Source organism: Pseudomonas sp. GXZC (genome assembly GCF_026967615.1).
Classification (GTDB): Bacteria; Pseudomonadota; Gammaproteobacteria; order Pseudomonadales; family Pseudomonadaceae; genus Aquipseudomonas; species Aquipseudomonas azotoformans_A.
In genome coordinates this window covers 759,045-783,873 of record NZ_CP114115.1, presented here as the reverse complement: position 1 = coordinate 783,873, position 24,829 = coordinate 759,045, and the positions used below count along the sequence as shown (strand labels likewise).

Sequence of the window (24,829 nt, the reverse complement as noted above, 5' to 3'; positions counted from 1 at the left end):
TCCTAGAAGACTGATCGACCGATGAACAAGTACCTTGCGTCCGGGCTGTGCCTGCTCGCCCTGCATAACAGTGCCCAAGCCCTGACCCTGCCCGCCAGCCCCGTCACCGCGCCCGCGGTGGATGACGAACGCGTCGACCTCAAGACCCCGACCACCGCCGGCTCGCGCTTGAACCTCACGTCGCTGCAAACCCCTGGCAGCGTCGAAAGCCAGACCGGCGCGCAGATCCGCGAACGCGGCGATGCCAGTGTGCAAGACGCAATCTCCCGCGCCACCGGCATCAGCCGCACCGGCACGCCGGGCGATGGCGGCACCTCGTTGTCGGCCCGTGGATTTACCGGCCAGGGTTCGGTGATGCAGCTGTACGACGGCAACCGCATGTACATGGGCATGGGCACCTCGACCTTCCCGGTGGACATCTGGGCGGTAGAGCGGGTGGACGTTTTACGCGGCCCAGCCTCGGTGCTGTATGGCGAAGGCGCCACCGGTGCAGTGATCAACACCGTGCCGAAAAAGCCGTTTGCAGGCGAGATCGAAAACCACATCCGCCTGGGCTACGGTTCCTATGATCGCCAGCAGCAAGCCCTGGACAGCGGCGGTTCACTGACCGATACCCTGAGCTATCGCCTGAACCTCAATCGCCTGCGCAGCAACGGCTTTATCGACCGTGGCGACTCCAGCAGCGACTTCGTCAGCGGCGCCCTGCGCTGGCAGGCGGCGGACAACCTGAGCTTTACCCTGGCCAGCGACTACGGCGACCAGCGCCCGCAGAACTACTTCGGCACGCCGTTGATCAACGGCCAATTGCACAAGGGCCTGCGCGACAAGAACTACAACGTCAACAACGATACCCAGCACTACAACGACCAATGGACGCGCCTGACCAGCGAATGGCAGATCAACGACAGTGTCAGCGCCACCAACGAGCTGTTCTACCTGAAAAACCAGCGCCGCTGGCAGAACGCCGAGAACTACAACTTCACCAACGGCCAGCTCACACGCAGTGGCAACTTTGGTATCAAGCACAATCAGGAGCAGGTGGGCGATCGCCAGACCTTCACCTTCAAGCACACGCTGTTCGGCCTCGACAGCCAGACCGTGACCGGCGTGGAATACGACCGCATCCGCTTTCGCCTGGCCAGCAACTCGCCGTTCAACGATGTACTGCCCAGCGGCCAGCCGATCGATATCAATCACCCGGCGCCTGCGCCGTTCAGTAGCCAAAACGCGTTCGCGCCACTGTTCTCTACCACCACCAAAACCGTCGCAGGCTTCGCCGAAAACCGCCTGCAACTCACCGACCAACTGTCGCTGATCACCGGCATCCGCCGCGACTACGCCCACGTCGAGCGCGAGGACCTGCGCGATGGCAGCCAGACCGACAAGACCCTCACCGGCAATAACTGGAAAGCCGGGCTGGTCTACGCGATCACACCCGACACCTCGGTTTACGGTCAGTATTCCACCAGCACCGACGGCGTCGGCGGCCTGATTTCCCTGAGCCCGAGCCAGCAGCAGTTCGACCTGTCCACCGCCAAGCAGACGGAGATCGGTATCAAGCAAGCCTTCTGGGACCAACGCGGCGAATGGACCTTGGCGGCTTATCACATCGTCAAAAAGAAACTGCTCACCGACATTCCGGGCGACCCGGACCATCAGCAGCAAGTCGGCCAGCAATCCTCCCGAGGCCTGGAAGCCAGCCTCGACCTGCAACTGCCTCACGCCTGGGCCCTGCAAGCCAACGCCGCCATCGTGCATGCGCAGTACGACGACTTCAGCCAGGACGTCAACGGCGTGCAGGTCTCCCGCGACGGCAACCGCCCGGTGGACGTGCCACGCCGTACCGCCAACCTGTGGCTGAGCAAGGCCGTGACCGACGACATCCGCGCCGGTGCCGGTGTGCGTTATGTCGATGCCCGTTATGCCGACATGGCCAACCAGAACGAGCTGCCGAGCTACACCGTGGTCGACGCCAGCGTGTCGTGGCAAGCCCTGCGCAACACCACCCTGGGCCTGCAACTGAACAACCTGTTCAACCGCACCTATGCCGTCAGCCAGTACAACGACGGGCAGCAGTGGATCCTCGGCGAGCCGCGCTCATTCTTCGTGACCGCGGACTACAGCTTCTGATGACTTCACTCACCCTCAACGACCTGGCCTGGACGCCGTCGGATCACGGCCACTGCCATCACCGGTTCCACCTGCGTGATGCGAGCCTGCAGGTCGGTGCGGGAGAGTTCGTCGGGCTGATCGGCCCCAATGGCAGCGGCAAGACCAGCCTGTTGCGCTGCGCCTACCGGTTCAGCAAACCGGAACAGGGTGATGTGCGGCTGGAACATCAGAACCTGTGGAAGCAGAGTTCAAAATGGTGTGCGCAACGCATCGCGGTGGTGCTACAGGAGTTTCCCGACGCCTTTGGGCTGCGGGTCGATGAAGTGGTCGCCATGGGGCGAACGCCCCACAAGGGCTTGTTCGATGGCGACACGCTGCACGACCGGCAGTTGATCCAGCAGGCCCTGGAGTCGGTGGGCATGCAAGGCTTCGAAGACCACGCCTTCGCCACCCTCTCCGGTGGCGAAAAACAGCGTGTGATCCTCGCCCGCGCCCTGGCCCAGCAACCGCAACTGCTGATCCTCGACGAGCCCACCAACCACCTCGACCCACGCTATCAGCTTGAACTGCTGCGGCTGGTCAAGCGCCTCAACATCGGCACTCTGGCCAGCATCCACGACCTGAACCTGGCCGCCGCCTTCTGTGATCGTCTGTACGTGATCAACCACGGGCGCATCGTCGCCAGCGGTACGCCCCATGATGTACTGACCGCCGAATTGTTGCGCGAGGTGTTTGGCGTCGAAGCATTGATCGACACCCACCCCTTGTCCGGCTACCCCCGAATCACCTGGATAACCCAACCATGATCCTGCGCTCTCTGCTGTCTTTCGCGTTGCTCTTCGGTTCTGCCCACGCGTTCGCCGAAGCGACCCATTACCCGGTCACCATCAAGAGCTGCAACCGCGACGTGACCTTCCAGGAAGCGCCAAAACACGCGGTCAGCCACGACATCAACATGACCCAGATGATGCTCGCCCTGGGCCTCAAGCCGCGCATGGCCGGCTACAGCGGCGTGACCGGCTGGAAGTCAGTCACCCCGCAAATGGCCGAGATCCTCGACGGCCTGCCGGAGCTGGCGAGCAAATACCCGTCGGTGGAAACCCTGCTCAACGCCAACGTGGATTTCTTCTTCGCCGGCTGGGATTACGGCATGCGCGTGGGCGGTGACCTCACGCCCAGCACCCTGCAACCCTTGGGCATCAACGTGTACGAGCTGACCGAATCCTGTGCCTTCGTGATGAAACGCCCGGCCGCGACGCTGGAAGACACCTATAACGACCTGCGCAACCTGGGCAAGATTTTCGACGTGCAGGACCGCGCCAATACGTTGATTGCGCAGATGCAGGCGCAGGTCGACGAGGTACAGAAAAACCTGCCCGAAGGCAAACCCCGGGTGTTCCTCTACGACAGCGGCGAAGACCGAGCCATGACCTCAGGCCGCCTCGGCATGCCCCAGGCGCTGATCGAGGCGGCCGGTGGACGCAATATTCTCGATGACGTCGATGCCAGCTGGACCCGCGTCAACTGGGAAACCGTGGTGGAGCGCAACCCGCAGGTGATCGTGATCGTGGATTACAGCGAGATCACCGCCGAGCAGAAGCAGGCGTTCCTGCTGAACAACCCGGCGCTGCAAGCGGTGGACGCGATCAAGAACCAACGGTTTATCGTGATCCCTTATGTGCAAGCCACGCCGGGCATCGATAACGTGCTGGCCGTCGAGACGCTGGCCAAGGGGTTCCACGGCGAATGATCAGCCGTCGCTATGCCTTGCTGCTCATCGTCCTGGCTGCGGTGCTGCTGGTTTCTTGTGTCATCTCGCTGGGCTTCGGCCCGGCGCGAGTGCCGGTGGAGGTTGTTTGGCGGATCTTGGTGTACAAGGCCTTTGGCATCGGTGAGGTGAATTGGCCCGCCGGGCAGGAACATATCGTTTGGTTGATCCGAGTGCCACGCATGCTGTTGGGTGCGTTGGTCGGTGCGGGGTTGGCACTGATCGGCGCGGTGCTGCAGGCGGTCACGCGCAACCCGCTGGCCGACCCGCACTTACTCGGCGTGACCTCCGGCGCCACGCTGGGCGCAGTCATCGTGGTGCTGCATGTGGGTGAAATCGTCGGTGTGCTGACCTTGCCTATCGCCGCCTTCATCGGGGCATTGGCGAGCATGCTGGTGGTGCTGGCGGTGGCCAGTCGCAACGGTCGGCTGGAGAGTGATCGCCTGCTGCTGTGCGGCGTGGCGGTGTCGTTCGTGATGATGGCGGCGGCCAATCTGCTGCTGTTCATGGGTGATCATCGGGCTGCCTCAGCGGTGATGTTCTGGATGCTCGGCGGCTTGGGCCTGGCACGTTGGGAACTGCTGTCGATTCCCGCCGCCACAGTGCTGATGGGCCTGTTGGTACTGGTGGGCATGGCCCGCCCATTGAATGCACTGATGGCCGGCGAACAGACCGCCGTAACCCTGGGCCTGAATGCGCGCAACGTGCGGCTGAAGGTATTTCTGGTGGCCTCGCTGATGACCGGCGTGCTGGTCTCCATCAGCGGCTCCATCGGTTTTGTCGGCCTGATGATCCCGCACATTGCCCGGCGCCTGGTGGGCGCCGAGCATCGGCGGTTACTGCCGGTGTGCGGGCTGCTCGGCAGCCTGTTCCTGGTCTGGGTCGATGTGGCTGCGCGCACGCTGATCGCCCCCGAAGACCTGCCCATCGGCGTGGCCACAGCGGCGATTGGCGGGTTGTTTTTTATCGGGTTGATGCGCAGGCGCTGAGATTAGAGCTCGTCTTTTGCACGCCCATACCAGGGCTCGCCGGCCTCCCCACTGACCGTTGCCCATTCGCCCCCCAGCACCCCTCGCCTTTTCCAGAACGAGTCAGTGATCAATACCGACAAGCTGCCCAAACGGCACAAATGACTGACCAATGCACTGGGCGCAGGCGCAGGCCGAGCGCTAAGCAGTGTCGACTCCGCGCTCGACACTGCGGGTACGTACTTGAGCAGGCTCCCCCCCCCGGCAAGAGAGATAGATGCATTGGGCGTCGGGAAGATTGCTGATGTGCACAGACAGGTAACTGTTCAGGTCCTGACTGGAGACAAAATTGGGCAGCAGACTGATGTCCAGTGGTTTGAGACTGCTGGTGTACGGGATTGACTTGAAGAACGCATGCACCGCAGCAATTTTGTAGTCATGCAGGTCGTGACCCGCCGGTACGTCGAACCCGGCATGCCCAGGCCAGAAGAACCACTCAAGCGAACTGTTGCCAAGCCCGGGCCGGTCCTCCACCGGGTCAATCGCAACAAACCCCGATAGGCGCGGGGGCACCAGCAGGGCCCCCAGATACGTCTTGGCCTGAAACGGTGCGATCAACTGCTGGGCATAACGCGCGGCGTCGTCGGCAAAGAAGAACAGTGGCCCGCAGAACGAATGGAAATAGGGATCGCTGGTAAACGTGTGGGCCACCCGCTTAGGCTGCCACTGCGCAGTGACACGCTCCTTGCGCCCCCATATTTCACTGGTGAGCCTGACTTGCAACTCACCCAGTTCAGCCAACTTGACGACATAGTCACGCACCGTCAGCGTGCCATCTCGCAGTTGCGTGGCGTCCTGACTCACCTTGCTCAGGCGTTCCGACACGGACGCCGTCTTGGGCACGCTATACCAGAGCAGTGCGCCGTCAGCACACAGCAGGTACAACGGCAACGTGTTCCCGTTGCGAGGCGTGGTCATGAACTGCAGCGCTTGGGCAATCCTCGCTGGTGCGAAAAAATGCTGGGCCATTGCATCGTCAGCCGTAGCGATCGTTTCGGTCGACGCACACAAATACACGCCGACGATGGAATAACCCTGGGGTACTTTTCCATCAAGGAAAATCGCCCTCATATTCTCATGACTATCTCGGAGCAGGGGCTGGGTGGCCATGTAAAACTCCCGCCCGAAGGCCTTGAGTACATAACCGATGGCAACACGCGTCTGTGGCTGCCAATGGCGCTGAATATGCCGCACGGCATCCAAAGCACGGGTAAAAATCGGACCGCACGGCGCGTCAGCAACCGCCGAGATAACCTCCCATGGCTTGGCCTGATATTGATTCAGTGCAAACCTGGACCTTAATAGCCTGGGACTACCCCACAAGGTATCGCCCTGCACCACGCGCAATTCGCCGGCGCGGACCACGCTCTCGACGAAGTCCTGAGGCAGCAGGGCTTGGGTACGCATTTTCTGTTCGGCGAAATTGTCAACGAAGTCGCCGGTGTAGCGGCCATTGAGATTCAGGCTTTTTTTGAGCTGCGCCTCATCAATAGTGTCTGACAACTGATAGCTGAGTATCGAACCGGTGGGGCCGAATACGTATTGACGTTTGATCTTAGTGGTCTGGCGCAGTAGATGAGCCAATACCTCAGTGGGAATCATGCTTTGGTAAACGGCTTTTTGCGTCGGCGACAGCAGTATGGGCACCTCTCGCTCCGGCAACGACCGATAGTTGGCAACGAGGGTACTGCCGCCAGGGTAAAGCCCGGTAGCAATCGTAGCATCGGGGTAGACCCAACTCAGTGTCGCGCCCTCAGGAGGAATCAGCAGGGGCTCTGTCGCTACAAACAGCCCATTGACCAACTGCAGGACGACGCCGCCATACGCGCGTTTGTGCCCGTTGCCGACCAATGTCTGGGCGTGGCGCACGGCATCATCGGCAAACGCGAAACACGGGGTCAAACGGCGCGGCGCAATGTGTTCATAGCCGTTCCACCCAGTACCGACCAGCCCGACCTTGTCCCAGTAAAGGCTGACACGCACCACTTGCAGGTCGCCCCTGGCCGCCCAGTCCTGGATAAACGCCTGCGGTGTCTTCGCACCGGAAGCCAGTTGGGTTTTTGCCTCTCCCAGTAAGCGGTCGGCCTCGCCACCCTTTCCCAGGTTTATAGGTGAGGGTCTGTACCGTAACAGCGCGCCATCAAGCGTGGAAAAGTAAATCGCCATGCGTGCATTTTCATCCTCCAGGGCGCTAGTGAGCGCGGCCAACAATACGTCGGGCATGACGAAATGCTGTGTTAACCAGCCAGAGGCGCCCGACAGCCAGTGAGGCGACCATTGCTGCAAGCGGAATAAGGAATGCAGCCTAAACCCCTCGGGCAGTTGGTAGATGTCCCGCCGGTGTACACGGGGAAACAGACGGTTCAGGTTGAACAGGTCTTCTACGGTGCGCGCGCCAACCACTTCGGTGGCGATGAACTGTGGCCGGCTTTTATGCTTAAGCACAAAGGCAAAGCACGCCTCTTCCGGCAATCGACGCCCCTGCACGCGCGCTTGCAGGTCTCGAGCCGCTTCATCGGCGCTGGTAAAGATACCGCCATAGGTTATGTAATCAGGCGGGCCGGATCGTGGAGCATAGGTAAAATTGGGTGACCAATCGCTGTAGACCACCGAGCGTGGCCCCCACAATGCATTGCCCTGAACGATCTTGAACTCCCCCGCCACGGCCAGGCGCCGCACCCAATCGTCCGGCCGGATCTCGCCGCGATCGAGGCGCCGCCCCAGGCTGTTCTCCCCGGCACCAGGGGCGATATTGGCCAGCAGCAACGCCTCCTCAGGCGACTGATTCGGCGTGTACTCCAACAGGCAGTCCTCAGCCCCGGACAAGTACGCCACCCGTCGATCCTGAATGATCGAGTACATCTCATCGGTGGAAAACACCTGCAAGTTGATCAAGGCTTCGTCCCGTGACCAGCCCCGCTGTTTGACCCACTCGGGGTCGACCATCGACAGCGCCGTGTGGGAACCGTAGCGAGCATGCAATTCGTAAGGCTCTGGCGGAATCAGCGGGCCGGGTTCGTTCACTGGAAAAAACAGCGTGGACGCAAAAGGATGCACCACACTTTCCAGCGGTTGGGTGATCACAAAACGGCCATCCGTGCTCTTTAGTACATAGCCTCCGTAGTAGAAGCGGCGTTGATGGCCGACTTGCTCATGGGCATACACCGCCGCATCACGGGCGGAGAAAAACGAGTGACTCAGTGTGGCCGAGTTAAGTGGGCTCAACAACGCCGAGCTATTGTTCACCTCGCCCACTTCATGCCACAGCCCTCCGGACTGCACCACCCACAGCGGCGTGGCGTCGATCACCCTGCGCACATAGTTGCGTGGGCTCAAGGTGCCTGCGGTCAGCGCCGCCTGGGCGCCGTTGTCATTGATCGTACCGTCACTCGCGCGCTTGAACAGCTCGGTGGACAACGCCGCCGAAGGCACCTTGAGTTGAAGTAGGGTGTGGTCCAAGGCTCGCATGTACAGGTCCAGCCCACGGCTGGGAGCGTGCAACGTCTCAGTGCTTTGCCCCTGTTGAATCGCCGCGACCACCTGTGCCGGGGAGAAAAACACGCTGGCGAGCCAGTCTTCCCGGGCCGACACCTCCTCTTTGGCGTACCAGTCGCTGAAGTAAATGGCCTCCAGGCGATAGTCGATAGGCAATTGCGGCGTACCGTCAGGGCCTTTTGGAAACACGCCATCCAACGCAAACAACGGCGCATGCCTGAAGGCTGCCACGGTAGCCACGTAGCGTTCCTGGGTGAGGTGCTTGAGCACAAAACCCACCTGAGCCTCTGGCGCCGGCGAAGGTAGCGCCGTCATCACCGCCAGCTTCGCCTGATCAAACACACTTGAACACAACGGCTGCTCGGTGACGTCGGAGGAGGTAAAGGGTTCGAACACCACCCAATCCGCCGGTACGCGCCCGACGGAGCCGCCCCACCACTCGGTTGACACGATAAAGCTCAGCGAACCGAAGCTGGAAACCTTCTTGATGAATTCATCAAAAGGACCATAAACCCCGACAGGATTGTTGGCTGGCTTGCCGGCCTGCACCCACAACGCAAAACTGAATTCCGCCGGCGAACCGCTGGGGGTGTGACGAATCAGCGAACCGTCCGGGCCAGACAAGTAAGCCGACGGAAAAAAGTCTCGATCATGCACATCCGAGTAAAAATCCGTACCGGAGAAAAACCCCAAAAATGCCTTTGTCATGCGCTCATCGAAACTGGGGTTTCGGCTCATGATCAGCGCATGTTGGGCAGGATGGGAGTGGTAACTGGCCACACAGGTATAGCCCTGTGGCTGTTGATAGTAGCCGTCAGCTCCCACGGCCAAAATATCGCGCAGGTCAAATTGCATGACCCCACTTTGAAACGGGTAACTCGCGAAATACAGGCCGGCTGAATCGCGCAGAATCACCCCGCCGTACTCCACATCACGGCGTTCGCCGATGTGCATATGCGCCCAGTAGGCCGCATCGGTTTCCTTGATAAACGCCGGGCTTAGCGTGGGCAACTTTGCAGCCCCACGGTTCGAACTGGCTGCACGCTCTTCGCGTGACAATCTGATAGCCATGACCACTCCTTGAGATGATGCCAGGACACAATGTCCTGGCGCTTCATTCTCGGCACCGGGCACGACGTTAAATCGGTAGATAAGTAGTCCGGTTGTTCGTGGGCTGCTGGCGTGCGCCACACAACGTCAGCAGGCACCACAACAGCCCATCGCCGTGCACACGAGCGTTCAACAAGCGCCACAATGGTGCGCGCCATGGCCCTTCCCGCCCCTCTCTGCCCCTCACCTGCCAGGCTTTGACAACTTCGGCACAGCCTTTGCTATCTCCTCTGTAACAGCCATCCAAAAAAAATCGGTCACGGAGATTGCACCATGAAGCGTCGCAGCTTGATCAAGGCTTTCACTCTCTCGGCATCCATTGCCGCCATGGGCATGACCTGGACGATCCAGGCCGCCGAGACCATCAAGGTCGGCATCCTGCATTCGCTGTCCGGCACCATGGCCATCTCCGAAACGTCGCTTAAAGACATGGCGTTGATGACCATCGACGAGATCAACGCCAAGGGCGGCGTGAACGGCAAGATGCTGGAGCCTGTGGTCGTCGACCCGGCCTCGAACTGGCCATTGTTCGCCGAGAAAGGCCGGCAGCTGCTGACCCAGGACAAGGTCGCCGTGGTGTTCGGCTGCTGGACCTCGGTGTCGCGCAAATCCGTATTGCCGGTGTTCGAAGAACTCAACGGCCTGCTGTTCTACCCGGTGCAATACGAAGGCGAAGAGATGTCGCCGAACGTGTTCTATACCGGTGCAGCTCCGAACCAGCAGGCGATCCCGGCGGTGGAATACCTGATGAGCGAAGAAGGCGGCGCAGCCAAACGCTTCTTCCTGTTGGGTACTGACTACGTGTACCCGCGCACCACCAACAAGATCCTGCGTTCGTTCCTGCATTCCAAAGGCGTGGCAGATAAAGACATCGAAGAGGTCTACACCCCGTTCGGCCATGCCGATTACCAGACCATCGTGGCCAACATCAAAAAATTCTCCGCTGGCGGCAAGACTGCTGTGATCTCCACCGTGAACGGCGACTCCAACGTGCCGTTTTACAAAGAGCTGGCCAACCAGGGCCTGAAGGCCACCGACGTGCCGGTGGTGGCGTTCTCCGTGGGTGAAGAAGAACTGCGCGGCATCGACACCAAGCCGCTGGTGGGCAACCTCGCCGCCTGGAACTACTTCCAGTCGGTGGAGAACCCGGTGAACAAGAAATTCGTCGCCGACTGGAAAGCCTACGCCAAGAAACACAACTTGCCGGGCGCTGACAAAGCCGTGACCAACGACCCGATGGAAGCCACCTACGTGGGCATCCACATGTGGGCGCAGGCGGCGGAGAAAGCCAAGTCCACCGATGTCGACAAAGTGCGCGAAGCGTTGGGCGGTCAGACGTTTGCCGCACCGTCGGGCTTCACCCTGACCATGGACAAGACCAACCACCACCTGCACAAGCCGGTAATGATTGGTGAAATCCAGGCGGATGGTCAGTTCTCGGTAGTGTGGCAGACCCAGGAGCCGATTCGTGCACAGCCGTGGAGCCCGTACATTCCGGGCAATGACAAGAAGCCGGATTACGCCGTGAAGAGCAACTAAAGCCCGACTCGGTCAAAAAATGTGGGAGCGAGCAAGCCCGCTCCCACAGAAAGCCAGTCCGCGCATGATCAGGATACTTTGTTATGCCCACTGCCCTCTGCCGCTTCATTCTGGCAATCCTGTTATTACTGCCCCTGGCGGTATATGCCAGCGACGCCGAAGACTTCCTGTCCGCCAACCCCAGCCAACAAGCCAAGCTGCTCCAGGACTGGGCCGCCCAGCCCGACCCGGCACGCATTGAGTTGGTGGACGCGCTGCAACAAGGCCAGCTCACGGTCAACGGTGAAACCAAGACCGTACGCCTGAACAACCGCCTGCGCAGCCTGATCGACAACGTCCAAGCCAGCCAACAACTGCTCGCCGCCGATCCCAAGGTGCGTCTCGCAGCCGCGCAGACCCTGCAAAAAAGCGCACAACCCGCACAACTGAAATTCCTTGATCAGCAGGTCGCCAGTGAGACCAATGAGGAGGTGCATACCGCCCTCAGCCTGGCCCTGGCGAACCTGCAACTGGTCGACCCTGACCCCGTGGTTCGCCTTGCCGCTGTGCGCTTGCTCGGCAGTACCGGCGACCCACTGGCGCGCACCCGCCTTGAAGCCTTGCTCGCCCCCGGTGTCGAGACCGATGCCACCGTGCACACCGCCGCCGAAACCAGCCTGGCCCAGGTCAAACGCAAACTGATGCTGGGTGAAATCCTCGGGCAAGCCTTCAGCGGCATGTCCCTCGGTTCGATCCTGCTGCTAGCGGCGCTGGGCCTGGCGATCACCTTTGGCCTGCTCGGCGTGATCAACATGGCCCACGGCGAGATGCTGATGCTCGGCGCCTACTCCACTTATGTGGTGCAAATGCTGATGCAACGTTATCTGCCCGCCGCCATCGAGTTCTACCCACTGATCGCGCTGCCGGTGGCGTTTTTTGTCACCGCTGCCATCGGCATGGCACTCGAACGCACGGTTATTCGCCACCTCTACGGTCGACCGTTGGAAACCCTGCTCGCCACTTGGGGCATCAGCCTGATGCTGATCCAGCTGGTGCGCCTGGTGTTCGGCGCGCAGAACGTCGAAGTGTCCAACCCCGCCTGGCTGTCCGGCGGTATTCAAGTGCTGCCCAACCTGGTGCTGCCCTACAACCGCATCGTGATCATCGCGTTTGCGCTGTGCGTGGTGGTGCTGACGTGGCTGCTGCTGAACAAGACCCGCCTGGGCCTCAACGTGCGCGCCGTCACCCAGAATCGCAACATGGCGGCCTGCTGCGGCGTGCCCACCGGGCGGGTGGACATGCTCGCGTTTGGCCTGGGTTCAGGCATCGCAGGCTTGGGTGGCGTGGCGCTGAGCCAGATCGGCAACGTCGGCCCGGACCTGGGCCAGAGCTACATCATCGATTCGTTCCTAGTGGTCGTACTTGGCGGTGTAGGCCAGTTGGCCGGTAGCGTCATGGCCGCCTTTGGCCTAGGCATCGCCAACAAGATCCTGGAACCACAGATCGGCGCCGTACTCGGCAAGATCCTGATCCTCGCGCTGATCATTCTGTTTATCCAGAAACGCCCGCAGGGACTCTTCGCACTGAAAGGACGGGTGATCGACTGATGAACCAACCATTGATGCTCACGGCCACGCAGAAGGCTGGCCCGAAGGTGACGATTGCAGTGGGCGTAGTGATCCTCGCGCTGTTGCTGGCGTTGCCATTGTGTTCACTGCTGTCACCGGAAAACCCGCTGCATGTGTCGGCCTACACCCTGACCCTGGTGGGCAAGATCCTCTGCTACGCCATCGTCGCCCTCGCCTTGGATTTGGTGTGGGGGTATGCGGGAATGTTGTCCCTCGGCCACGGCCTGTTCTTCGCCCTCGGCGGCTACGCGATGGGCATGTACCTGATGCGCCAGGCGTCCGGCGATGAGTTGCCGGCGTTCATGACCTTTTTGTCGTGGACCGAATTGCCCTGGTATTGGGTCGGCACCCAGCATTTCCTCTGGGCGATGTGCCTGGTGGTATTGGCCCCAGGTTTACTGGCGCTGGTGTTTGGCTTCTTCGCCTTCCGCTCACGGATCAAAGGCGTGTATTTCTCGATCATGACCCAGGCCCTGACCTTTGCCGGGATGCTGCTGTTCTTTCGCAACGAGACCGGCTTTGGCGGCAATAACGGCTTCACCAATTTCCGCAGCATCCTCGGCTTCGGCATTACCGAGCCGGGCACGCGGGCGGTGCTGTTTGTCGCGACGGTGCTGTTGTTGGTGGCGAGCCTGTTCATCGGCTGGCGCCTGGCGCGCAGCAAGTTCGGCCGGGTGCTAACCGCCCTGCGCGATGCCGAAAACCGCCTGATGTTCTGCGGCTACGATCCTCGCGGCTTCAAGCTGTTCGTGTGGGTACTGAGCGCGGTGTTGTGTGGTTTGGCCGGTGCGTTGTATGTGCCGCAAGTGGGCATCATCAACCCCAGCGAAATGTCGCCGACCAACTCCATTGAAGCCGCCGTGTGGGTCGCTCTGGGCGGGCGCGGCACCTTGATCGGCCCGCTGCTGGGCGCGGGCGTGGTCAATGGCATGAAGAGCTGGTTCACCGTGGCATTCCCGGAATACTGGCTGTTCTTCCTCGGCGCGCTGTTCATCATCGTCACCCTGTACCTGCCCAAGGGCGTTATCGGCCTGCTGAAGAAATGAGGAACGTCATGCTTGAACCTATTTTCGATGCAGGCGCAGGCCGTGATGCCATCGGTATTGGCCAGGCTGCCGGCAAAGGTCTCAACACCCGCCACGGCACCATCCTGAGCCTGGAAGACATCAGCGTCAGCTTCGATGGCTTCAAGGCGCTCAACAACCTGAACCTGTACATCGGCGTCGGCGAACTGCGTTGCATCATCGGCCCCAATGGCGCCGGCAAGACTACGCTGATGGACGTGATCACCGGCAAGACCCGGCCCAGCCACGGCACCGCCTGGTTTGGCGAAAACCTCGACCTGACCCGCCTGAGCGAAGTGCAGATCGCCCAGGCCGGTATCGGCCGCAAGTTCCAGAAGCCCACGGTGTTCGAAGCCCTCAGCGTGTTCGAAAACCTGGAGCTGGCGCAGAAGACCGACAAGTCCGTATGGGCCAGCCTGCGCGCACGCCTGAGCGGCGAGCAGAAAGACCGTATCGATGAGGTGCTCGACACCATCCGCCTGACCGCTTCGGCCCAGCGCCAGGCGGGGTTGCTGTCCCACGGCCAGAAGCAGTTCCTGGAAATCGGCATGTTGCTGATGCAGGACCCGCAACTGTTGCTGCTGGATGAACCGGTGGCGGGCATGACCGATGCCGAAACCGAATTCACCGCCGAACTGTTCAAGCGCCTGGCGGGCAAGCACTCGTTGATGGTGGTGGAACACGACATGGGCTTTGTCGGCTCGATTGCCGACCACGTCACCGTGTTGCACCAAGGCAGTGTGCTGGCCGAAGGGTCGCTGGAACAGGTGCAGGAAAACGAGCGGGTGATCGAAGTGTACTTGGGCCGCTAAAGCGCTTTATGCGGACACTGGCTCTTGTGGTGAGCGGGCTTGCCCCGCGCAGGGCAAGCCTGCTCACCACAAAAGCCGGGCACAGGCATGATTTCAGGAGGTTTTGAAAATGCTGCAAGTCGACAAGTTGCACCAGTACTACGGCGGTAGCCACATCCTGCGCGGGCTGTCGTTTGACGTGAAGATCGGCGAAGTCACCTGCCTGCTCGGCCGTAACGGCGTAGGCAAGACCACCCTGCTCAAGTGCCTGATGGGCTTGCTGCCGGCCAAAGAAGGCGCGGTGACTTGGGAAGGCCGCGCCATCACCGGGTTCAAGCCGCACCAACGCGTGCACGCGGGTATCGCCTACGTGCCACAGGGCCGAGAAATTTTCGGGCGGCTGACGGTGGAAGAAAACCTCTTGATGGGGCTGTCGCGCTTCCCCGGCTCCGAGGCCAAGGAAGTGCCCGCTTTCATCTACGAACTGTTCCCGGTGTTGCTACAGATGAAACATCGGCGTGGCGGTGATTTGTCTGGCGGCCAGCAGCAACAGCTCGCGATTGGGCGGGCGCTGGCCAGTCGGCCACGCTTGCTGATCCTCGACGAACCCACCGAAGGCATTCAACCCTCGGTGATCAAGGAGATTGGCGCGGTGATCAAGAAACTCGCGGAGCGCGGCGATATGGCGATCCTGCTGGTGGAGCAGTTCTACGACTTTGCCGCCGAGCTGGCCGACCAATACCTGGTGATGTCCCGTGGTGAAATCGTGCAGCAGGGCCGAGGTGAAAATATGGAAAGTGAGGGTGTGCGCGGCCTGGTAACCATCTAATCTGTAGCGTCCTAACGATAAGCACACACCATGAACCTGCCCGTTACTCCTGCCCTGTTCACCCCCAGCTGGCACGCCGAGCTGGAACTCGGCTACGCGCGTTTCGGCGACACTACGCGGCCGGTGATGCGCCGCCACCTCGGCCCATTGCGCGTGCAAAAACACCTGTATGCCGAAGGCCCCGAGGTGTGCCAGCACATCATCGTGCACCCGCCCGGAGGCATTGCCGGGGGTGATCGCCTGGACATCAGCGCCCACGTCGGCGCCGGCGCCTGGGCGCAACTGACCAGCCCCGGCGCGGCCAAGTGGTACCGCGCCAGCGGCCCGGCGTTCCAGCAGCTCGACCTGACTGTCGAAGCCGGCGCCACTCTGGAATGGCTACCCCAGGAAACCATCGTGTTCAGCGCGGCTCAGGCCGAACTCACCACCCGCATCGAACTGCAAGGCGATGCGCGCTTGTTCTACTGGGACGTGGTTGCCCTGGGCCGCCCGGCCAGCGGTGAGCGTTTCGACCTCGGCCACTTCCAATCGCACCTGGATATCCGCCGCGACGGCCAGTTGCTCTGGCATGAACGCCAGCGCATTGTCGGTGGCGATGGTTTGCTCGATTCGCCCATCGGCCTGGACGGGCAACCGGTGTTTGCCACGTTGCTGCTGACGGGCGATATCGACCCTGAATTACTCGACACCTGCCGCGCCCTGCCCCACGCAGTGCGCGGCGACCTGACCCAATTGCCAGGCCTGCTGGTCGCCCGCTGCCTGGCCAGCGAAGCGCTGCATGCCCGCGCCTGGCTGATCGATTTATGGCGCCTGTTACGCCCCGCAGTGCTGGGCCGTGAAGCCGTCCCCCCCCGAATCTGGAGTACCTGAACCATGGACCTGACCCCACGGGAAAAAGACAAACTGCTGATCTTCACCGCCGGCCTCGTGGCCGAGCGCCGTCTCGCGCGCGGCGTGAAGCTCAACTACCCGGAAACCATCGCCTACATCTCCGCCGCCCTGATGGAAGGCGCCCGCGATGGCCGCACCGTGGCCGACCTGATGCACTTTGGCACCACCCTGCTCAGCCGCGAGCAAGTGATGGAAGGCATCCCGGAAATGATCCCGGATATCCAGGTGGAAGCCACCTTCCCCGACGGCACCAAGCTGGTCACCGTCCACCAGCCGATTGCGTGAGGCCTGATGATGATTCGTGACGCAACCCAAAATGATCTGCCGGCGATCCGCGATATCTACAACGACGCGGTCCTCAACACCACGGCGATCTGGAACGAACAACCGGTGGACCTGGGCAACCGACAGGCCTGGTTCAGTGCGCGGCATGCCCAGGGTTACCCGATCCTGGTTTCGGTGGAAAACGCTGAAGTCACCGGTTATGCCTCCTTCGGTGACTGGCGGCCGTTCGAAGGTTTCCGCTACAGCGTCGAGCACTCGGTGTACGTGCGCAGCGACCAACGCGGCAAGGGCCTCGGTCCGTTGCTGATGGCGGCGCTGATCGAACGTGCACGCGCGTGCGGCAAACACGTGATGGTCGCCGCCATCGAAAGCGGCAACCAGGCCTCGATCCGCCTGCATGAGCGCCAGGGCTTCATCACCACCGGGCAGATGCCCCAAGTGGGCATCAAGTTCGGCCGCTGGCTGGACCTGACCTTCATGCAATTGGCCCTGAACCCGGGCGCCGAACCGCCCAAGGAGTGACGTCGATGAACGCCGCGCAACTGCGTCGAGTCAATGCGGAAAGTTTTGCCCACTATCGCTTGGGCTTGATCGAGCTGTTGCTGGACGCGGTCAGGCATGGCGCGTCCGTCGGCTTCATGGCCGACTTCGACGAGGCCCAGGCCCGCGAGTATCTGCGCAGCGTGCAGGCGAGCATCGAAGACACCAGCCTGTTGCTTTGGGTGGTAGTGCGTGATGAACAGGTGATTGCCAGCGTGCAATTGGCGCTGTGCCAGAAAGCCAACGGCCTCAACCGCGCCGAAGTGCAAAAGCTGTTGGTGCACAGCCGCGCCCGCCGCCATGGCCTCGGCCAGCAATTGATGACCACCCTGGAGCTCGCCGCTCGCCAGCACAAACGTGGCCTGCTGTACCTGGACACCGAAGCCGGCTCGCCTGCCGAAGCCTTTTACCAGTCGCTGCGCTACACCAAGATCGGTGAACTGCCCGACTACTGCCAAAGCCCGGACGGGCGCTACAGCCCGACCGCCATCTACTTCAAGAACCTGGGGCAACCTGCATGATTCCTGGCGAATATCAGATCCAGCCTGGCGATATCGAACTCAACGTCGGCCGCCGCACGATCAGCCTGAGCGTGGCCAACAGTGGCGACCGGCCGATCCAGGTGGGCTCGCATTATCATTTTTTCGAGACCAATGACGCGCTGACGTTTGACCGCGCCGCAAGCCGGGGCATGCGGTTGAACATTCCGGCGGGGACGGCGGTACGGTTTGAGCCGGGGCAGAGTCGGGAGGTGGAGTTGGTGGATTTGAGTGGCGGGCGCCGAGTGTTCGGTTTTGCCGCACGCATCATGGGCAATCTGGAATAACTTGAGGACATACACATGAAGATTTCCAGACAAGCCTACGCCGACATGTACGGCCCCACCGTCGGTGACAAGGTCCGCCTGGCCGACACCGAGTTGTTTGTCGAAGTCGAACAGGACTTCACCGTCTACGGCGAAGAAGTGAAATTCGGCGGCGGCAAAGTCATCCGCGACGGCCAGGGCCAGAGCCAATTGCTCGCCCATGAAGTGGTCGACACCCTGATCACCAACGCGCTGATCATCGACCACTGGGGCATCGTCAAGGCCGACGTCGGCCTGAAGAACGGGCGCATCCATGCGATCGGCAAAGCCGGCAACCCCGACATCCAGCCCGGCGTGACCATGGCCATCGGCGCCAGCACCGAGGTGATTGCCGGCGAAGGCATGATCCTCACCGCCGGCGGCATCGACAGCCACGTGCATTTCATTTGCCCGCAGCAGATCGAAGAAGCGCTGACCAGCGGCGTCACCACCATGATCGGCGGCGGCACCGGCCCGGCCACCGGCACCAATGCGACCACCTGCACCTCCGGCCCGTGGCACCTGGCGCGCATGCTCCAGGCCAGTGATTCGTTCCCGATGAACATCGGTTTTACCGGCAAGGGCAACGCCAGTTTGCCGGAGCCGTTGATCGAGCAGGTCAAGGCCGGCGCCATCGGTTTGAAGCTGCACGAAGACTGGGGCACCACGCCGGCGAGCATCGACAACTGCTTGAGCGTGGCCGACGAATACGACGTGCAGGTGGCGATCCACAGCGACACCCTCAACGAGTCGGGCTTTGTCGAAACCACCCTCGCCGCCCTCAAGGGCCGCACGATCCACACCTATCACACCGAAGGTGCCGGTGGCGGCCACGCGCCGGACATCATCAAGGCCTGCGGCTTCGCCAACGTACTGCCCAGCTCCACCAACCCGACGCGGCCGTTCACCCGCAACACCATCGACGAACACCTCGACATGCTGATGGTCTGCCACCACCTCGACCCGAGCATTGCCGAAGACGTGGCCTTCGCCGAGAGCCGCATCCGCCGCGAGACCATCGCCGCCGAAGACATCCTGCACGACCTCGGCGCGTTCTCCATGATCAGCTCAGACAGCCAGGCCATGGGCCGCGTTGGCGAGGTGATCACACGCACCTGGCAGACCGCCGACAAGATGAAAAAACAGCGCGGCCCACTGCCCGGTGACGGTCCGGGCAACGATAATTTCCGCGCCAAACGCTACATCGCCAAGTACACCATCAACCCGGCGATCACCCACGGTGTGAGCCACATCGTTGGCTCCATCGAAGTGGGCAAGTGGGCCGACCTGGTGCTATGGCGTCCGGCATTTTTCGGCATCAAGCCGACCCTGATCCTCAAGGGCGGCGCGATTGCCTCCAGCCTCATGGGCGACGCCAACGCCTCGATCCCCACACCGCAACCGGTGCACTACCGCCCGATGTTCGCCAGCTTCGGCAGCTCGCTGCACGCCACCAGCCTGACCTTTATCAGCCAGGCAGCGATGGCGGCGGGCTTGCCAGAAGCCTTGGGGTTGAAGAAGCAGATCGCCGTGGTCAAGGGTTGCCGCGACGTGCAGAAAACCGACTTGATCCATAACGATTACCTGCCGGATATCGAGGTTGACCCGCAGACGTATCAGGTCAAGGCCGATGGCGTACTGCTGTGGTGTGAACCGGCCGAGGTGCTGCCGATGGCGCAGCGTTATTTCCTGTTCTGAGTCGATACACCGTTACCCGTTGCGAGCTGGAAAGGGATTTCCACTCTCTGCAGTTTGGCGCGCTGCATCGCTTCGCGGGTCAGTTTGAGCACCTCTGCTTGCTCATCAGCAACTATCGATGACAACCCGGTCTCATAGCTACCGGGTGAGGTGTCTTCCAAGTCGAGCAAGGCCTCGGCTCGACGAGAAAACGCCTCAAACGATTCTGGGTTGGCACGTTTGACAAAATCGACCCAGAACGGCTGATCGATGATCTGTTGTTGCAACAGAGGCCCGTCTTCCAGCGCCAACACGCGCTTGCGCGCATTTTCGATCATCTCATCGCTCACATCCGCCTCCGGAAACATCATGTTCCGAGACTGCCACGGCAACTCCAACGACTCCGCCAATCGCGTGGGATACATCATGTGGACTTCAACTTCATCAATGTCTCTTAGCAGATTGCCCTGGCTATCACGATGGGGAATGCGATGTCCATCTGCGTCGTATTCGGGAAACTTGCGCCCCTGTTCGAGCAGCTCACCGATGCGAGCGCGGGCGATACGACCCAGTTCGTCCAGCCGTGACTTGCCCCGCGCCAACTCAAGCAACCGGGCCTCGATCAGGTCCGTTGCATACAAGTCGTAGGCCTGATCGATCAAGACTTCCAAGCCCATGGCGTTAAACACCTGTGCGCCAGCATCCACACAGGTGGTGGGTGCAGCAGCCATGCTGAATATTCTTTCGCGCAACTGCGCGTTATTCGCCATCGCTTCGATCATCTCCCAGACTTTACGCGTCAGGTCTATACGGGCAGCGTCGTCCTCGAACACCGCATCAGCCGAATCCGCCAACTTGCGCAGCTCATCGAAAAACGGCTCCGAACCCACCTCTTCCTCAAGCAGTTCCCACACGTCGGTGTTGTGCTGGAATTGCGCATCGTCAAGCCCGGTACGCCAACTGAAGGTGTCAAGCATGCCTCGGGGCGGGGAGCGGCGATGTGGGTCCAGGCCGACGGATGCCCGATACTCGCGCACCTGCTCCAGGTTCTCAGCCGAGATGAAGGCCGGCTCCTCACTGATCGTCGTGCGCGCGATAATCTCGGCGGCGTCGGAGCCGGGCTCGACCAGGGGGATGGTTTCCAGCCTATTGGCGCTCAAATCCAGGTTGAAGGTGCGCCCCCGTGGCTGATCGAACACGCCCGTTGGCCAGGTATCGATGCCGGTGTTCTCCAGCGTCACGACCACCAACTCCGGCATGCGCCCAATGTCCGGTGCGATCGTCAGCGGATTGCTTTCGAGGCTCAAATACCCCAAACGCGTCAGTTCGCTCAATTGGTTGACAGACTCCGCAGTCAGCACGATGTCGTTGTCGGAGAGATCAAGATCGGTCAGGTGACGCATTCCGCCCACCGAGGCGGGCAGCGCCGTCAGATCGTTGTTGCTCAGGTCCAAGCGGCGCAGTCTTTTAAAGTTCCCTAGAGCAGCGTCGATGTTCTGGCTCAGGCCGGTATTCGATAAGTCCAGACGGGTGACATGGTCAAAGTTTGCGCTCAGCGGCGGCAGCGTGCTGAGCTCACCTTGCAGCTCCTCATCGGCCAGGTCGATGAACTGGCCGACTTCCTCACCGATCACATTCACATCGACCGTTCCTGTGCGCTGCCAGGCCTCTATCAGTTCCTTCGCAATGATTCGCCTGGCGTAGCGTCGAGCACGGAATGCGTCTGACGCCTGTTCCTCCAGGTTCACACCCTGCGACAGTTCATGCCGCCATGATTGCAGGCGGCTGGACAACTGCTTGAACTCGTCCTCCAAGCGCCTGAGCGCCGGCTCTTGATCCTGCCCCAGGTTTTCTATAAATGTGCGCAACTGCTCCTGGGTAAAGGCGGGGTACAGGGTGCGTACCCGCTCTTCCAGGACCTGTTGCCACATCCCTTGGCCAGCCCCACGCCCACTCAGCGAATAGCCCACACGGTTACCGGACAAACGCTGCGGCCAGCGAAAGAACGGCCGGCGCTCGGGCTGCATGCCCAATACGCGACGCAGGTGTTCGCGAGGCAGTGCGTTGTCGCGTATCAACACCTGCAGCCGCTCCCCTTGCCCCACGTGAGGCACACCGAGTGCAGTGCGGTGCGCGTCCGGCAGCGCATGCTGCAAGGCGCCGTAAAGACCATTGACGCCGTGCAGCTGCTGCCCGCGATCATCGAACGCCTGGTAGCGCCCGTCCGCCACGCGCACCAGGATTTTTTTGTCACCGGTTTCAGGCCCGAAGCCGGCGCGCAACTCCCCTTCCAAGCCGCCTTCGCGTACCTCCAGGCGCAGGTTGTCCGACCAGCCAGGCAGGTTCGGTAGCGTGTTGAGCACCAGGGCCTCGGTGTCACGGTTGGCCAGGGCGTCAAGGTGCAAGCCTTCGTAGGCCAAGGTCAGACGCAACTGCTGCTGCAACCGGCGCGCCTGCTCCGCCACACGCAGGGGAATGCGCTGGCCCTGATTGAGTATCTGACGCTCGGCAGCGGTGACATCGGCGAGCATCTCGCGCACCATCAGCGTCGGCAGGTTTTTGAAGTCGCGCTGGATCAATCTTTCCGCCACATCCGTAGGCGGTTGTTTGTCCACGTACAGGCTGCGCATCAGCCGCGCCCGCGTCAGGTTTGCGCGTTCCTGCAACTTCGCGCGCACCGCGTTGATTTGCGCCTGGGGCTCAAGGTGAGAGTAACGCCCCGCCAGTTGATCGCGCTGCGCGGGGTCTAGAAATTCGACAATACGCTTGGGCAACTGCCCGGTCATCAACCCGTTGCGCTCGATGCGCAAGGTGTCGGCCGGCAGGGCGTCAGCGGCGCCATACTTGACCGACGGCCCGCTCAATTCGTCGCCGGCAAACGCCTCGATCGCCTTGCCCGGCGGCCAGCCCGGCAGTTCGACCGCCAGGGACGCCGGGTAACTGCACAAGTCATCGGGCAACGCGCCGTCACCGATGCCTTGAGCGACCTTCATGGCGCTGTCATAGGCACGGAACTGGCGAATGGTGTCCAGCAGGATCGCCGGCACGGGTTCGCTGTCCACGTGCAAGCGACGCAGCACGTCGTCCTCTACGCCACTGACTGTGCGGATCTGTTCCAGCACCGCTTCACTGAAGCCCTCGACCACCGGGCCAAGCCGACGCATCAATTTCGCCCCCTCCCAAGTCTGCGGGCGCTCCAGCTCATGGTGCCAAGCGCCAGCTTCGTTGTGCTTGAGTGTCGGCTCATAGGCATCGACGCGTGAAGGGTGCTGGATGACATAGCGGTCGGTCGCCGGCTCATGGCGAACCTTGAAGCGCTTATCTTCCAGCGCGATGACCTGTTCGCCGCTGATGGTATGGATCCCGCGCTCATTGGGTTGCGTGCCTTGCAGCAAGGCACGGGGATGCTCGTAGGGCGCAAGATCAGGCTTCCACAGCCGCGTCTTGCCGCTGGGCAAGGTGACGGCCTTGAGGTTTTCGATAAACGACGACGCCGTAAAGTGAACCGCTGCACCGCCCGCCAGGAAAACCAGGTTTTCCATCACGTCATTGATATGCGCCCACCCGGCCTCGCGGTCGCCCTTGCTGAGTTCAGACACCCCTTCAAACACTTCGTAGAGCAGCTGGCCGGCCATCACCACGGACATCGCCACGCCCAATGGCGGGATCACCATCGCTATCGTATTGACCACAAGCAGGCCGAGGTTCAGGTAATGCTGCAGGCGACTGGCGCTGGCGGCCGCATCGGCATCTGCGGTGCAAATGGCCTGGGCGCGGGCATCGTCGAGCGCACGCTTGCGCACGTCTTCAAAGCGCTGCGGCCACAGATCGATGTCCTCCCACAGCTCCCTGATGGCATGCAGTTCAATGCCAAAATTCGGCACGTTGATCGGCACACGCACAGTTGCTTGCGGGCCACCGTCGACCAAGGTGTTTATCGGTAATTCCGGCGCCTCCATGGTCATCGCCAACGTCTGCCAATCCGCACTCCACCAGGGTGAGTGCAAAGACGGGGGCGGTGCGTCCGCTACCAGCTCGGTCAACCGGCGAAAGTAATACGGGCGATCTTTATAAGCGATGAACTGACTGAAAAACTGCTGGAAGTCGGTGACCTGCGGGGTTGCCGTCGGCTGCACCATCCGGTCGGTTTTGGCGCTCAAGCGAGCAGTCAGTTCCGTTTTGAATGCGCTGAGCGAGTCGTAGCGCTTGATCGGGTGTTCCGGATCATCCGGGATATAGGCGATGAGTTCATCGCCAAAGCTGAGCTTGGCGCTGGGCCAGATAACCAGGCAACCTTGCAGGTGCAGGTTCATCATGCAGGGCGTGCGATACCACACGTGTTTGTTGCCGACCTTGATGGTTTGCTCACCGGCGTGCACGCGCTGCAACAAGGCGTAATCGCTGTCATTGATATCACCCTTGACCAGTGCCATCAGGGCCGCCGCCGCAAAGGCATCTTGCTGATGACGGATGTACTGCTCGCGCAGCACGCCTTCGGCCACGGTGTCGGCGGGGTGCCAAAAGCGCTCCAGGTACGCCTGGTACTGTGCCCCTAGGTCCAGTTCGCGACAGAGTTTGACGAAGGCTTCGATGCTCAGGGTGGTGGCGTGTCGTTCGAACAACTGGCGTGCATCCGGCTGGGTGATAAACCCCGAGGCACTGTTGTAATAGTCCGCCTTGGCTTCATCGGCGTTGAAGTTACTCAACGCCGCTTGCAGCAACGAATAGGTCTTGACCTTGAAGCCGATCTTGCGCAGGCCGAAGGCGTCCTTGAACGGGCTGTAGAGGCGCAGCCAGGTGAGGTTGACATCCAGTTCATGGCCTGCGGTTTTGAGCGCAGTCTCCAGCAACGGTTGTGCGAAGGCCACAAGCGACAGGGCCTTGCGCAGGGTTTTCTCCAGCAGGTTGAGCGACTCGCAGCGTGCTTGCAGCAACGCCTTGAGCTCGTCCTTGTGGGGCTGGGAAGCCTTGTCATACCAGTCGGGCACCTCGGGCGTGGTTTGCTTGAGGGCCTCGCGGCGCTCGGGCGAGGACTTGACCAGGCAGTCGGGAATGGTTTGCTTGATGAAGGAATAATGTTGGCCCTGCTCACCGGGCAAAGCCGGTGGCAAGGTTGAAGTGGCGGGCGTCGTGGGCATGGGAGGGCAACCTTTTTTGAGAAGGTCTTCATCCTAATGTCGGCCATCGGGGCGCCCGGGCTAACTATTTAGGTGGTGCGATAGACGCCGCCCACTCGGTCCGGATCAAGC

General features: G+C 61.4%; 17 protein-coding genes. 15 read left to right on the top strand and 2 right to left on the bottom strand.

Going from position 1 to position 24,829, the window contains the following annotated elements; all coding sequences use genetic code 11:
- Nucleotides 1–21 precede the first annotated feature (21 nt).
- From OZ428_RS03620 to OZ428_RS03605, 4 genes are read left to right on the top strand one after another with little or no spacing between them, the layout of a single operon-like run.
- Complete coding sequence (locus OZ428_RS03620; protein ID WP_269132725.1) at nucleotides 22–2,130, top strand: TonB-dependent receptor; 2,109 nt, start codon at nucleotides 22–24, stop codon at nucleotides 2,128–2,130.
- Nucleotides 2,130–2,918, top strand: a complete 789-nt coding sequence (locus tag OZ428_RS03615; protein WP_269132724.1) for an ABC transporter ATP-binding protein — start codon at nucleotides 2,130–2,132, stop codon at nucleotides 2,916–2,918. The genes OZ428_RS03620 and OZ428_RS03615 overlap by 1 nt, the downstream gene beginning before the upstream one ends.
- Complete coding sequence (locus OZ428_RS03610) at nucleotides 2,915–3,862, top strand: ABC transporter substrate-binding protein (protein WP_269132723.1); 948 nt, start codon at nucleotides 2,915–2,917, stop codon at nucleotides 3,860–3,862. Before OZ428_RS03615 ends, OZ428_RS03610 begins: the two co-directional genes overlap by 4 nt.
- Complete coding sequence (locus tag OZ428_RS03605) at nucleotides 3,859–4,869, top strand: FecCD family ABC transporter permease (RefSeq protein WP_269132722.1); 1,011 nt, start codon at nucleotides 3,859–3,861, stop codon at nucleotides 4,867–4,869. Before OZ428_RS03610 ends, OZ428_RS03605 begins: the two co-directional genes overlap by 4 nt.
- A 180-nt stretch (nucleotides 4,870–5,049) precedes the next feature.
- Here OZ428_RS03605 and OZ428_RS03600 read toward each other — a convergent pair whose 3' ends face one another.
- On the bottom strand, nucleotides 5,050–9,474 hold the full coding sequence (locus OZ428_RS03600) for a DUF4329 domain-containing protein (protein WP_269132721.1): 4,425 nt from the start codon (nucleotides 9,472–9,474) through the stop codon (nucleotides 5,050–5,052).
- Between the two features lie 312 nt (nucleotides 9,475–9,786).
- Here OZ428_RS03600 and urtA point away from each other — a divergent pair, with 312 nt between their 5' ends.
- From urtA to ureC, 11 genes are all read left to right on the top strand, one after another.
- On the top strand, nucleotides 9,787–11,052 hold the full coding sequence (gene urtA, locus OZ428_RS03595) for an urea ABC transporter substrate-binding protein (protein WP_038842928.1): 1,266 nt from the start codon (nucleotides 9,787–9,789) through the stop codon (nucleotides 11,050–11,052).
- A gap of 83 nt (nucleotides 11,053–11,135) precedes the next feature.
- Nucleotides 11,136–12,638, top strand: coding sequence for an urea ABC transporter permease subunit UrtB (gene urtB, locus OZ428_RS03590; RefSeq protein WP_269132720.1), 1,503 nt, complete (start codon nucleotides 11,136–11,138; stop codon nucleotides 12,636–12,638).
- Complete coding sequence (gene urtC, locus OZ428_RS03585; protein WP_177001547.1) at nucleotides 12,638–13,705, top strand: urea ABC transporter permease subunit UrtC; 1,068 nt, start codon at nucleotides 12,638–12,640, stop codon at nucleotides 13,703–13,705. Before urtB ends, urtC begins: the two co-directional genes overlap by 1 nt.
- Nucleotides 13,702–14,535 carry an urea ABC transporter ATP-binding protein UrtD gene (gene urtD / locus OZ428_RS03580; RefSeq protein ID WP_177074645.1) on the top strand — a complete coding sequence of 278 codons (834 nt, stop codon included), beginning with the start codon at nucleotides 13,702–13,704 and terminating at the stop codon, nucleotides 14,533–14,535. The genes urtC and urtD overlap by 4 nt, the downstream gene beginning before the upstream one ends.
- 109 nt (nucleotides 14,536–14,644) lie before the next feature.
- A complete protein-coding gene (gene urtE / locus OZ428_RS03575) occupies nucleotides 14,645–15,343 on the top strand; it encodes an urea ABC transporter ATP-binding subunit UrtE (protein WP_269132719.1) in 699 nt (232 codons plus the stop codon).
- A gap of 30 nt (nucleotides 15,344–15,373) precedes the next feature.
- Entirely contained in the window at nucleotides 15,374–16,213 is an 840-nt protein-coding gene (locus OZ428_RS03570; protein WP_269132718.1) for an urease accessory protein UreD, read from the top strand.
- A gap of 3 nt (nucleotides 16,214–16,216) precedes the next feature.
- A complete protein-coding gene (locus OZ428_RS03565) occupies nucleotides 16,217–16,519 on the top strand; it encodes an urease subunit gamma (protein ID WP_010213535.1) in 303 nt (100 codons plus the stop codon).
- A gap of 9 nt (nucleotides 16,520–16,528) precedes the next feature.
- Nucleotides 16,529–17,041 carry a GNAT family N-acetyltransferase gene (locus tag OZ428_RS03560; protein ID WP_033897408.1) on the top strand — a complete coding sequence of 171 codons (513 nt, stop codon included), beginning with the start codon at nucleotides 16,529–16,531 and terminating at the stop codon, nucleotides 17,039–17,041.
- Nucleotides 17,042–17,046: 5 nt separating this feature from the next.
- Entirely contained in the window at nucleotides 17,047–17,580 is a 534-nt protein-coding gene (locus OZ428_RS03555) for a GNAT family N-acetyltransferase (RefSeq protein WP_269132717.1), read from the top strand.
- Nucleotides 17,577–17,885, top strand: a complete 309-nt coding sequence (locus OZ428_RS03550; protein WP_038851206.1) for an urease subunit beta — start codon at nucleotides 17,577–17,579, stop codon at nucleotides 17,883–17,885. Before OZ428_RS03555 ends, OZ428_RS03550 begins: the two co-directional genes overlap by 4 nt.
- Nucleotides 17,886–17,900: 15 nt before the next feature.
- A complete protein-coding gene (gene ureC / locus OZ428_RS03545) occupies nucleotides 17,901–19,601 on the top strand; it encodes an urease subunit alpha (protein ID WP_269132716.1) in 1,701 nt (566 codons plus the stop codon).
- Here the strand turns inward: ureC and OZ428_RS03540 are convergent.
- The gene (locus OZ428_RS03540) at nucleotides 19,586–24,718 is read right to left on the bottom strand and encodes a dermonecrotic toxin domain-containing protein (RefSeq protein ID WP_269132715.1); all 5,133 of its coding nucleotides are present in this window, start codon (nucleotides 24,716–24,718) and stop codon (nucleotides 19,586–19,588) included. The two genes, ureC and OZ428_RS03540, sit on opposite strands and share 16 nt — an antisense overlap.
- Nucleotides 24,719–24,829: the final 111 nt, after the last annotated feature.